At 35.5% G+C, this 11,912-nt stretch carries 11 protein-coding genes; 10 read left to right on the forward strand and 1 reads right to left on the reverse strand.

Annotated elements, in window-relative coordinates; translation table 11 throughout:
- Nucleotides 1–242: 242 nt before the first annotated feature.
- The 10 genes from L1967_RS18390 to L1967_RS18435 all read left to right on the forward strand — a co-directional run bounded on the left by L1967_RS18390 (nt 243) and on the right by L1967_RS18435 (nt 10,276).
- Nucleotides 243–1,520 carry a Glu/Leu/Phe/Val family dehydrogenase gene (locus L1967_RS18390; protein WP_249602967.1) on the forward strand — a complete coding sequence of 426 codons (1,278 nt, stop codon included), beginning with the start codon at nt 243–245 and terminating at the stop codon, nt 1,518–1,520.
- A 121-nt stretch (nt 1,521–1,641) separates the two neighbouring features.
- Nucleotides 1,642–2,082 (forward strand): hypothetical protein, encoded by a 441-nt coding sequence (locus L1967_RS18395; protein WP_249602968.1) that lies wholly within the window; start codon nt 1,642–1,644, stop codon nt 2,080–2,082.
- 475 nt (nt 2,083–2,557) lie between these two features.
- Nucleotides 2,558–4,492 (forward strand): tetratricopeptide repeat-containing sensor histidine kinase, encoded by a 1,935-nt coding sequence (locus L1967_RS18400; protein ID WP_249602969.1) that lies wholly within the window; start codon nt 2,558–2,560, stop codon nt 4,490–4,492.
- Nucleotides 4,476–5,120: a response regulator transcription factor gene (locus L1967_RS18405; RefSeq protein ID WP_249602970.1), complete on the forward strand. Its 645-nt coding sequence runs from the start codon at nt 4,476–4,478 to the stop codon at nt 5,118–5,120. The genes L1967_RS18400 and L1967_RS18405 overlap by 17 nt, the downstream gene beginning before the upstream one ends.
- 97 nt (nt 5,121–5,217) lie before the next feature.
- Nucleotides 5,218–5,640, forward strand: a complete 423-nt coding sequence (locus tag L1967_RS18410) for a hypothetical protein (protein ID WP_249602971.1) — start codon at nt 5,218–5,220, stop codon at nt 5,638–5,640.
- A 20-nt stretch (nt 5,641–5,660) separates the two neighbouring features.
- Nucleotides 5,661–6,044: a DUF805 domain-containing protein gene (locus tag L1967_RS18415; protein WP_249602972.1), complete on the forward strand. Its 384-nt coding sequence runs from the start codon at nt 5,661–5,663 to the stop codon at nt 6,042–6,044.
- Between the two features lie 390 nt (nt 6,045–6,434).
- Complete coding sequence (locus L1967_RS18420; RefSeq protein ID WP_249602973.1) at nt 6,435–6,992, forward strand: TetR/AcrR family transcriptional regulator; 558 nt, start codon at nt 6,435–6,437, stop codon at nt 6,990–6,992.
- A gap of 49 nt (nt 6,993–7,041) precedes the next feature.
- Nucleotides 7,042–7,947, forward strand: coding sequence for an NAD(P)/FAD-dependent oxidoreductase (locus tag L1967_RS18425; protein WP_249602974.1), 906 nt, complete (start codon nt 7,042–7,044; stop codon nt 7,945–7,947).
- A 244-nt stretch (nt 7,948–8,191) separates the two neighbouring features.
- The gene (locus L1967_RS18430) at nt 8,192–9,235 is read left to right on the forward strand and encodes a serine hydrolase domain-containing protein (RefSeq protein ID WP_249602975.1); all 1,044 of its coding nucleotides are present in this window, start codon (nt 8,192–8,194) and stop codon (nt 9,233–9,235) included.
- Nucleotides 9,236–9,322: 87 nt separating this feature from the next.
- Nucleotides 9,323–10,276: a hypothetical protein gene (locus tag L1967_RS18435; RefSeq protein WP_249602976.1), complete on the forward strand. Its 954-nt coding sequence runs from the start codon at nt 9,323–9,325 to the stop codon at nt 10,274–10,276.
- Nucleotides 10,277–10,444: 168 nt separating this feature from the next.
- On the opposite strand, the gene L1967_RS18440 is transcribed toward L1967_RS18435, so the two are convergent.
- Complete coding sequence (locus tag L1967_RS18440; RefSeq protein WP_249602977.1) at nt 10,445–11,908, reverse strand: type III PLP-dependent enzyme domain-containing protein; 1,464 nt, start codon at nt 11,906–11,908, stop codon at nt 10,445–10,447.
- Nucleotides 11,909–11,912 lie beyond the last annotated feature (4 nt).

The raw sequence follows: 11,912 nt of genomic DNA on the forward strand, positions 1-11,912 counted from the left end.
TTATAAATAAAAAAATACAAAATTATCCTTTTTTGGGTACACACTTTGACTTTTAAGATATAGTCGAACCTCATTATTATGAAAACGAATCATATCAATAAAAAGTCAATTTCAAAAAGTTCTTTAGGCAGCCTACTACCCCAGGATATGCTTAAAGGACTTTGTTTTAATTGTGATCATCAAAAAACCTGTACGTGGAAAAACCACCGAAAGTTGTTTTGTGAACATTTTAAATAATACTCATGAAAAAGGAAAAAACAAAAAAACAATCGATGCATGCTACGGTGATGAGCCAGTTTAATAAAACGGCCGACTGTATGAACCTAAATGATAATATTAGAAAAATCCTGTCGATCTCGAACAGTGAAATTATCGTTCACTTTCCCGTTAAAATGGACGATGGCAGTGTGAAGGTGTTTACCGGGTACCGGGTACAGCACAACAATGCTTTAGGGCCTTACAAAGGAGGTTTGCGCTATCACGATACGGTAGATATTGATGCCGCCAAAGCTTTGGCTATGTGGATGACCTGGAAAACCTCTCTTGCTGGTTTACCCTTTGGTGGTGCTAAAGGAGGAATAGAAATAGATCCCAGAAAGTATTCTATTGGAGAATTAGAGCGAATTACCCGCAGATTCACCTATGCTTTGGGAGAAAATATAGGCCCTGAACATGATATACCCGCGCCAGATATTAATACCAATGCCCAGACAATGGCTTGGATTGCCGATACGTATATGTCTACCATCCCAACTTCAGAACGTTCTCATAACCGGCATATCGTTACCGGAAAACCTTTGGGCGTAGGCGGACTTGAAGGTAGAGATCGTGCTACCGGTTTTGGCGTATATCTTTCTGCTAAACTTTTTCTGGAAAGCAAGGGAGAGAGTTTACAGGGAAAATCCTTTATCGTTCAGGGGTTCGGGAATGTTGGTTATTGGGCTTCCCATTTTATGGTAAAAGAAGGCGCTCGTTTATTGGCCGTTCAGGATGCTCATGCAACATTGTACAAAAAAGAAGGGATCGATGTTGAAGGATTGGCGGTACATTCTAACCCCAGAAAGGGTTCAATTGCAGATTATCCGGAAGCAGTTTCTATACCACCCGAAGATTTCTTTGGCTTAGATTGCGATATCATTATTCCTGCGGCACTGGGGAATCAAATTACGGCCAGTGTAGCTGAAAAAATAAAAGCGCCACTAATATTAGAAGGTGCCAATGGTCCTACAGATAAAGAAGGGGAAAATATTCTATTAAGAAATAAGGTAACTATCATTCCAGATATTTTCTGTAATTCGGGCGGAGTGATCTCCAGCTATTTTGAATGGCTGCAAAATCGTAATGGCGAATTATGGGATTTAGAGGAAAGTATGGGCAAACTCGAGAAAAAACTTTCTGAAAATTTTAAACGAATACAGCGCAAAGTGGAAGAAAAAAATATCGATTGGAGAACCGCTGCTTATATGCTGGCCATATCCCGAATTGAAACTGCCTACCAGCAAAGGGGTATTTTTCCATAAACTAACTAAGGGCAAGCCCATAAGCCATTTATTAGAAAATTATTTTTTATATAGAGGTGAGCCCGATAATATTTAATCTCGATTATCGAGCAAAAAATAATGATACTGAAAAAGTGAATTAATGAAAAACGGGACTCAAACTTTTCGCATGAAATATGAACAACCAAATATTGGTAATAATACAATATCGGTAATTGAAGGGAATGCTCATGATTGGTTTCAAAAACTTGAAATCATTGATTTTGAACTTTTACTTTATAAATCATATTTACAGGATCAAAATTCTGGAAAAGTTGGATGTGAAAAAAAGGCAATAAATTCACTAATCTCCTATATCTGTCAGCACATAGAACAAAACAAATTTCACCTTCGCACCTGTTTATATTATAAAAACAGGGTTTCAAAAATAAGGGAGTGTGATGATATGGAATGTGAACAAATTTACATGGACGCTCATTCCCTTTTTAAAAAAAGACTTCAGGATCATTTTATAAAGGTTAAAAGGCTAAAGCATCAGATTATTGCTAAAACAGTTGCTTATTCAGGAATAAAAATCGATTAAAAAATATCGCTTAAGGCGCTAAAAGTCTTCTTTAGGAAAACTAGAGAAACTTTTTTATAGCTATGCCGAACTGTTTGTTTGGATGTTTTTTCCGATGCCGGACACCTGCTAAAATTGTAGTTTTTAGACTATACTTTTTCAATGCAAGGTGTTCGGCTTTTTTCTTCTGAAACTTTTAAAAATTTCTGAAATCATAAAAATAGTTCTTAAAATTATATAATTTCGGCTTTAATTTTAGACATCTACGTTATCAACTATATTGAGAGGTTTTTAAGTGGATATACATCAAATACTTCCGTTGTAAATTGTCCGTTCATATTATTCCTGTCCCATTAAACTATTATTGGCAAGAGACTATTGAATTTTCTCGAAAAACTCCCTGAATATCGGGCTTTTTAAGGATTTTTTATAACAAATAACACTATTGGGTTTTCTATAAATCGTATTTTTGAAGGCTCTAAAAAGGATTCGCTTTATGTCCTTCCAAAGACTTTTATATTTTTTATTTTTTTTCTTACTGTTTATCCAGGCGCAGGCACAGGATAAATATTCTAATTTTAAAGCATTCAATAGTATTCCCAATCAGGTAGAAACCTATCTTTATAAAAATTTAGAGAACGCAAAAAGCGTAAAAGAACGCCTGGCCTATCTGGATACTATTGCACAGATTTTTGATAAAACAGATTTGGCTGACTCTTTATTGTTCTACGGTGAGCGTCTTCAAAAAACCATTGCTGAATTACCTGCTACTCACCCAGCCTATAAAAATTTTTATTACTACGGAATTTATTACGAAGCAGTGGCCAAGCGAAAGATGGGATTGCTGGATGAAGCTATAGCAACTTACATACAGGGTCTGGAGCGTTTAAACGGGACTAAAGATAAGTTATATGCCAATTATTTAAAGTTAGGCTTAGCTGAAATCTATTTACAAAAAGAAGAATTACAAAAAGCGGAAGATATTATTAATCAGCTTTTACAACATAAAGAAACCAATGAAAATTTAGACGCATTGGTGCTTACAACTTTGGGAGATCTTCAGTACAGAAATAATGAATGGGAACTGGCGAAAGCTACTTATACCAAAGTTTTACAGTTACCGGTTACAAAAAACCTGGATAAATTATCATGTCGTATAAAATTAAATCTAACTAAACTTCAGTCTCCAAACATCAGCGCTTCACAAGCCTTAAATAAATTTCAGCAAATAAAAAACGATTGTCTGTCTAAAGGCTATTATGGTTATTATATCCAGGCTGTTTTAAACGAAGGTTATATTTACTTAAAAGAAAAAAATTATAAAGCTGCTGAAATTGCACTAAGCACTGCCTACATAAATACCGTTTCGTGGAATCGGCTAGAATTACAAAAGAAAGTAAATCGTGCTCTTGTTGATCTTTATGTTACTAAAGAAGATTATAAAAATGCCTTTAATTTAATGACCCAATATGAAGCTGTAAACCAAACAATAGCATCACAACAAAACGAACGTCAGGTTAGAGAATTAGAAGAGAAGTATAAAAGTTTAGAAAAGGAGCGAGAAATCATCAAGCTCCAGGAGGCTAAATTAAAAGATCAAATAGAAATTGATAAGCAGCGTACCATTAAAAATGCGGTTTTAATTGGATTTTTAATCATTTTGGTCCCTATTATTTTGTTATTGATAGTATACTACCAAAAACTACAGGCGCAAAGTGAAATAAACCGGCAACAGGAAGATCTAAATCGCAAAGAAATGGAAAGTTTGCAACAGGAACAGGAATTAAAGCTGGCCAGAACTTCCTTGAAAATACAAACCAAAGAGCGTAAACGTATTGCACGGGAACTCCACGATAGTATTGGCGGGAATCTCGCAGCAATCAAATTACAAATGAATAAGCTAGACTTAACGACAGTAACAGCCGTTAGTGTAAAAAAACAATTAGACAGTACGTATAGCCAGGTGAGGGAAATTTCCCATAGTTTATTGCCAGAGGAATTTAAAGAACAGTCGTTTGTTCCCATCGTTCAAAACTATATGGAACAATTTAACGATCCCGAAAAGCAGACCTATTATTTTAATGCCTATCCTGAAGAGGCTATTAATAAATTGCCTAAAAAACTACAGGTGGTATTGTTTAATATGATCAAAGAATTAACTACCAATGCGGTTAAACACGCCAAAGCGAATCAGGTAATGATTCAGTTAAATGACAGTCCTGAAGATAAAAGCCTCTTTTTAATGTACGAAGATGACGGGATAGGTTTTGCACCAAATAACTCAGAAGGTATAGGGTTAAAAAATTTGAAAAGCAGGATAGAAGAACTTCAGGGGAATTTATCTATCGATAGTAGCCCCGGCAAAGGAACCGTAATAAGCATTCATATTCCTAAACATCAAGAAATAGCAAGTAATGAAAACAGTTTATAACATCATTATCGCCGATGACCATAAAATGTTTGTGGACGGCTTAAGAAGCATTTTAGAGCAGGAAGAAGATTTACATATTGTACATACCACATCGACCGGCGAAGAAGTTTTAAAGTATCTAAAAATCAACCAAAATGAGCAAATCGATTTGCTTATTACCGATCTTAATATGCCCGGAATGGATGGTGTTGCGCTTAATAAAAATATCAAAAAGGATTTCCCCGGAATTAAAACACTGGTAATTAGCATGCTTGAAGATGGAACGAAAATTAAAACCTTAACCGAAGATGCGGTTAATGGTTATCTTTCTAAAAATGCCGAGCAAAAAGAGTTATTGAAAGCTATTAAATGTATACTTTCAGGAGAAAATTATTTTTCTACACATATTCAGTCGATCCTGGTAAAAACAATTACTAATATTAGAAAGACTTCTGAAGTAAGATTAACTCAAAGAGAAAAAGAAGTACTGCAATTAATCGCCAAAGAACATACTACTCAGGAAATTGCAGATATGCTATTTTTAAGTAAACATACTATTGAAAGTTACCGTAAAAACTTAATTAACAAACTAGAAGTGCGAAATTTAGCAGGTCTAACCCGCTATGCCATAGAACATAACATGATTTAACCCCTGTTTTCAGGGATAAAAATTTCACTGCTTTCAGGCTAATAAGGATGCAGGTAAGGATAGATATTTGCTCCTGTTAACCTTAAATAATTGTGTTATGATTTATGGAATTTCGTTAATTCTACTCAGCATTATTGCTGTTCCGTCCCTAATCCTTTCTAAAAAACCAAATGCAAAAGAATTGCTGGATAAGGTACAGCCTTATCAGGGATGGATAGGGCTTATTTTTTCAATCTTTGGAATTTGGGGGATTATTTCCAGTCTGCTTAGTCTAAATCTATTGGGTAGTGCTCCCATCTGGTGGGTTACACTATTTGTTGGAAGCATTGTTGAAGCCACGCTTGGCTTTCTTTTAGGCTTTCCGGTAATAAGCAAAATGCTTTCTAAAAATGCACCGGATTATGAGCAAAAAAGCCGAAAAATAAGAGAAAAACTAGTGCCTCTACAGGGCAAACTTGGAATTCTGGGAGTGATTTCAGGAATATGGATCATTACAGCTTCCTTCCTATTTACAGTATAATCAAAATAAAAAAATAAGTTATGAAATGGTATTTAAAAGCGTTCCGTCAATATTCAGATTTTAATGGCAGAGCAAGAAGAAAAGAGTATTTTATGTTTGGCCTGTTTAACGCCTTATTCTCTATAATTTGTATGCTCATAAGTTTTGGTCTGAGCAATTTGTTAGAAAGCTCGATCTTTATTAGTATTTATGTTTTATATACATTGGCTTCTTTATTGCCTTCTCTTGCAGTATCCGTAAGACGTATGCATGATATTGGTAAAAGTGGATGGATGTTATTAGTAAGCTTTATCCCTTTGGTAGGTGCAATATGGATGCTTATGTTATTAATAACAGATAGTGATCCTCAAAACAATCAATACGGGTCAAATCCAAAGGAAGAGCTGGCATTGGAAAATATTTAAAAGTTAGCTAAAGTAAGCATTATGATCATTTCAAGAGGTTTGGGTCTGTTAGGTTTACTATTCCCCATTATTGTACTACTATTAGTAATCTATGTATTTAGCATTGATGGAAATGCAACCAAACCAATGCTGGCATTCGGGTTAGTCATCTCTGGAATCCTTACGGTCTTTTTTGGATTAATACTTTATAAAAAAAGCAATAAGAAACATGATCTATTTTTTATGCCCCTGAGTATATGGGGCATAATCTGGATCATCCTTGGCCTTTTAGTTTATAATGCAGTCTAAAAAATAATGATTTTCATCCGAAAAGTATTCACTTTATAAAATTCTTTCAGCTCGTTTAAAACAAAATGTCTCACATTTGAGAAATACTTCATATCTTTGCCTATGATGACGGCTACCAGGAAACGAATTATAGAATCTGCTATTCAGGTTTTCAATGAAGACTTATCTGCTCCTTTGCAAAAAGTAGCCGATAATGCAGCGGTGACCCGTAGAACGTTACATCGCTATTTTAAAGATCGTAATGAACTGGTAGAAATTTGCAGACAGGTGATAGAAACAAGCTGTAAAAAGGCAATGATTGCAGCTATCCAGAGCAGCGATGAGCCTATGCTACAATTAGAAAGAATGCTTTATGCGGGAATTGATTGTGGTGCAAAGTATGCAACATTCTATAAAATGCACCGAAGCGCAGACCATACCCATAACCAACAAAATAAAAATTGCGCGGATTATGATTACATCTACGCTACCTTTCAAAAAATCGTTGTCGAATTACAGGAAACCGGTCAATTAAACCCTAAAATGTCTCCGGAATGGATTCAGGTATTGCACTCCGGTATCATTGAAAGTACCGTTAATGCTAGAGCGATTACTCAGCAGAATATCGAAAATATAAAAGAGCTTGCCTGGAGTTCGTATTTTAAGGCCATAAGTCCATAAAAAAATTTATCTATATATGTCTCAAAATTGAGACATTAAAACTTAAAAAATGAAAAACAAAAATTTTGAAGTAATTATCATTGGTGGAAGTTACGCCGGCTTGTCCGCAGCAATGGCATTGGGAAGATCCTTACGAAAAGTATTAATTATTGATAGTGGCTTAGCCTGTAATCGGCAAACGCCACATTCCCATAATTTTATTACGCAAGATGGAGTTCCTCCTGCTGAGATTTCGGCAAAAGCCAAAGATCAGGTGCTTCAGTATAAAACTGTAGCATTTATGAACGACCTGGCCATAAATGCCGAAAAAACCGAAAGTGGATTCTCCGTTTATACGCAATCAGGAGAAAAATTAGTGACCAAAAAGCTCATTTTTGCTACGGGAATAAAAGATTTAGTCCCAGACATTGAAGGATTTAAAGCGTGCTGGGGAACATCTTTAATTCATTGCCCCTACTGCCACGGGTTTGAATTTAGAAATAAGAAAACGGGAATCCTGGCCAATGGTGAGCGCGCTTTTCATTTAGCCTCACTGGTGAATAACCTTACCGACGATATAACTATCCTGACTATGGGTAAAGCAGACTTTAAACCTGAGCAATTTGCTAAACTCGAAGCCCATAATATCCCTATTATGGAATCAGAAATATCGGCACTTGAACATCAGGAAGGTCAATTAAAAAGCCTTGTATTTACCAATGGAGATCGGGAAGCATTTGATGCGCTCTATGCAGGTTTTCCTTTTAAACAGCATTCAGACATTCCGTTTTCATTAGGCTGCGAACTAACGGAACAAGGTCATATTAAAGTGAATGAATTTCAACAAACTACGGTTGAAGGGGTTTATGCCTGCGGAGATAATGCTACAATGATGCGCTCGGTAGCTGCTGCCGTAGCCGGTGGTAATCTTGCCGGAGCAATGACCAATGCGGCATTAACGAAAGAACGTTTTTAATAAAATTCAGATAATGACTGAAGTATTTAATCTCGATTATCGAGCAAAAACTTTTTTAATTAAATTAGCTTCGCATAATTCATAAATTTTAAGTCTTAACCGCCCCAAAACTATAGGTTTATAATCGACCTCATGGCAGGTGGTCGTGGTATGAATCACAAACCTTTTTTTATGATTTTATGATATCTGCTATTGATTCCTATCAATAGCAGATATCATAAAATCCACAACGAGGAAGTAAACTATGAGCTCTAAAAAATCAAAAACGATTATTCGTATAGTTTTGGCCGTTGGTACAATTACGTCTCTTTTCTTTGTTCCGTGGATCATATTAAAAGCCTGGCTAATGCCGCTACCAGATACGGTGCAGGAACAGGTAAACAGCGCAACAGATTTAGGCTTTGATGGTATTATTGTTTATGTGGATCAAAAAGGAAAGGAACCCGGGTTTTATGCAGCGGGTTATAAAAACAGGGAACATAAAACCCCGGCAGATCCCCATTCCCTCTTCAAGATCGCTAGCGTAAGCAAATTGTATCATGCAGTGGCTATTGCTAAATTAGTAAGGGATAAGAAACTATCTTTAGATAAAAGTCTGGCAAATTACTTACCTGAATTAAAAGGAAGAATTGAAAATGCTGAAGAAATTACGCTACGAATGTTGGTGCAGCATCGCAGCGGAATCCCAAATTATACCGATACGTATATGTATTGGGCCGCTCCAAAAGAAACCGCAGGTGAAAATCTTGCTCTGGTTTTGGACCTACCTGCTAATTTTGAACCCGGCACCGATTACGAATATTCTAATACCAACTATCTGTTACTGGACAGGATTATAGCACGTGTTTTGGGATATCAAACTTTTGAATATATTCAAGACGAGATATTAAATAGGCTACACTTAAAAAACACTTACGGCTCTATTCACGATGTAGACTTAGATGATGTAATGAGTGGTTATTATGTGGGATATGAAGGGGATTTAAAGACCGATGATATTGGCGTAATGCTGGCAACGGCAGAAGATTTAGGTAAATTCATCAGAGCGCTGAATGATGGTTCTGTTTTTAAAGACGAAAAAGAGCAGGAAATTTATTCTTCAATTTATCGTTACGACCATACCGGTTTAATCCCAGGATATCAAACGATTGCCAAATATCACAAAGATATAAATGCGGTGGTTATTCAGTTTACCAATACAGTAGATTTTGAAGGCTATAACTGGAGCCTGCACGAAATCATCTATAACCGAATCATTAAAATCTTGCGAAAAAGGATGGATTCTTAATTTTCATGCTTTTTTAAAGAATGTTAGTTTCTATAAAAGCTTTATATTTCGTGATTAAACAACCTCATCAATCAAACCTCTAAAGTTATGATTAAACACTTGCCATTTAAATTTTTTGTGTACAGCATATTTATTTCGTTGGTTTTCGCCTGTAAAAATGATACGAAAATTGTCGAAAATAAATACGAAGTAGCGTCTGATACGATTAATTTTCAGTGGCAAAAATTAAAACAAGGGGGCATTACCATCAATCACGGCGCGATCCTTATTCCGGTAAAATTAGAAGGAATCGATAAGACTTTTAAAATGCAATTGGATCTTGGGATTAATCATAATGTGATTTACGGTGATACGCTTACGGCAATTACTTCAGCATACCCAGAATTACAAAATAACATTCAGCATCGCGATGGCTACGACGTTTTTTACAACAGAATACATTTCAGTAATCATCAATCGGCTAAGGAAGATAGTTTGCTGGTATGTGAAAACTATGGCAAATCTGAAAATTTAAAAGATTTTGATATCATAGGAACTTTGGGTGCTAACGAGATTAAAAACAAAATCTTATTAATCGATTTTAAATCGCAACAACTGGTGATTACCAATAAACTGGAAGATTGGGAGGAAGACACTTTTAGTTTTACGCCACTCAGTTTTAAAAATAATCAGCTTTACTTAGACCTCATTGCTGCCGGAAATAAACATTCCTTTGTTTACAGTACTCAGGCGAGTATGTTCCCTTTAGCTACTATAGATGCCGAATTATTTAAAAATATTACTGAAGAAAATAATATCGAAATAAAGAAACTTAAATCCTGGGGAGAAGAAATTAGCTTTATCGGAAATGATATTAGCACCAAAATTCGCATCGCCGATGTAAACCTACCTATCAATTACAAAAAAGCCTTTTTTACCGATGCTGAAAAAGTGAGCGAAGCGCTAAAAGCCGAAAACGTAAAAGGCGTTATTGGCAGCGATCTTTTTATAGATAATACCATTGTGATCGATCTGGTAAATAATAGATTTGGCATTAAATAGGGTTAGATCTTTATTCGATAAAACAAAAGCAGGTTTGTGCTAAGCTATTTGACTTCAATTATTTCTAGCAAAATTTGCGTCGAAATACTAACAAAATAGAGGCTTCGATATAAATCTTCTGCGAAGAGTTCACTCAGCCTCCGGGAGTTTTTTAAGTTCCATCTGTTATTAATCATCGGCATCTAACTTAAAATTAGATAATTCTACCGGTTTTGATGTTTCGGTATAAACCAAATTGGGGGCGAGTTCAAAAAGATGCGCCTGTGTTTCGAAGAAATGCATCATATAGCCGGCGGTATTTACAAAGACAACAATGTCGTTAATTTCCGGAAGTTGCGGTAATGCTACTTTACGCTTTAATAACAAGTCTCTTTCTAAACAATAAGCTCCGGTAAAATAAACCTCTACAGATTTATCCTCAGTTTGATCTTCATTTAAATTCGCATACATCACGTATGGATCGAGCATAAAATCGGCACTAGAGCTCATCATCTGGCTCATATTCATTTCTAAACCAATTAACCACTGCCCTTTCGCATCTTTTTTTCGATGTACCACTTTTGCCATGGTAATTCCCGACTGATTTACCAGTGATCTACCAGGTTCTATACGTATTTCTATATTTTCCTTTTGAAGTAAAGTGGCTACAGAACTCCCATTTTCATCTGAATATTTTAAAATCCCCTCTAGAAATCTCTCTGAATTAATTTCGTTAAAATAAGGATAGGTTTTTCGTTCCCCTTTTATGATTCCGCCCTCGATCCTATAACCAAGTCCGTTATTATTAAACGTAACAGGTGCAATTTCACCTTTTAGACTTTGTTTTAACCTTGCATCAAAATCAAGCCATTCTTTTTTATGTTTTAGGTAATTGATTAAAATCCCTCCTCCCATATCAATAAATCGAAATGAGAAATGGCGATTTTTAAGCTTTTGTATTAGTTTGATACATTGCAATAATGCTTCACTTCTTTGCTGGGTAGAATAGCCGTCTAAATGAAAATGCAATCCTTCTACCTTAAAATTGCTATACGTTTTGCCATCCCCAACATGATTAATAAGGTATTCTTCAATTTCATCAATATCGAAACCAAAACGGCTGTATAGTTTGTTTCCCTCGACATAAAAACCGCTAAGACGAAAGGCTACACGTGCTTTACAATTATTTTTTTCAGCTAAATTATTTACCAGAATACATTCATCATCATTATCTAATACAATAGGCACTTTATTTTGAAGCGCAATCTCAATTTGCTTTTCAGTTTTAATAGCTGAAGTTAATACTAAATGTTCACCGGCCCCACCAAGCTGAAGTGATTGTAAAAGTTCACGCTCGCTTGCGGTATCTACGCCAATATTTTCTTTAAAAGCCTGTTTTACAAAAGCTTTGGCTTTATTCGCTTTTCTTGCATAAAATATCCCTGATTTTACATTATTGCTCTGAAAAACTTCTTTGAATTTTGTACAATTTTTAGTGAAGGAAGCAGGATGGAGAATGTTTAGCGGAGAGCCATATTGGGTAAAAAGTTTATGCACTACTTTTGGATGGCTCATAATATCGTGCATCCATTGGGATGTAATTGGCGTTAGTCCTTTTTCCTTATTTCCTTTAATATAGTCGTTATTATTCATTTAA

Origin of the sequence: Zunongwangia pacifica, from assembly GCF_023499215.1 — a bacterium.
Taxonomy (GTDB): domain Bacteria; phylum Bacteroidota; class Bacteroidia; order Flavobacteriales; family Flavobacteriaceae; genus Zunongwangia; species Zunongwangia pacifica.

Coding starts and splice junctions, on each gene's coding strand:
- L1967_RS18435 (WP_249602976.1), top strand. CDS start 9,323: ATGATTAAACACTTGCCATTTAAATTTTTTGTGTACAGCATATTTATT.
- L1967_RS18405 (WP_249602970.1), top strand. CDS start 4,476: ATGAAAACAGTTTATAACATCATTATCGCCGATGACCATAAAATGTTT.
- L1967_RS18415 (WP_249602972.1), top strand. CDS start 5,661: ATGAAATGGTATTTAAAAGCGTTCCGTCAATATTCAGATTTTAATGGC.
- L1967_RS18400 (WP_249602969.1), top strand. CDS start 2,558: ATGTCCTTCCAAAGACTTTTATATTTTTTATTTTTTTTCTTACTGTTT.
- L1967_RS18430 (WP_249602975.1), top strand. CDS start 8,192: ATGAGCTCTAAAAAATCAAAAACGATTATTCGTATAGTTTTGGCCGTT.
- L1967_RS18440 (WP_249602977.1), bottom strand. CDS start 11,908: ATGAATAATAACGACTATATTAAAGGAAATAAGGAAAAAGGACTAACG.
- L1967_RS18410 (WP_249602971.1), top strand. CDS start 5,218: ATGATTTATGGAATTTCGTTAATTCTACTCAGCATTATTGCTGTTCCG.
- L1967_RS18420 (WP_249602973.1), top strand. CDS start 6,435: ATGATGACGGCTACCAGGAAACGAATTATAGAATCTGCTATTCAGGTT.
- L1967_RS18390 (WP_249602967.1), top strand. CDS start 243: ATGAAAAAGGAAAAAACAAAAAAACAATCGATGCATGCTACGGTGATG.
- L1967_RS18425 (WP_249602974.1), top strand. CDS start 7,042: ATGAAAAACAAAAATTTTGAAGTAATTATCATTGGTGGAAGTTACGCC.
- L1967_RS18395 (WP_249602968.1), top strand. CDS start 1,642: ATGAAAAACGGGACTCAAACTTTTCGCATGAAATATGAACAACCAAAT.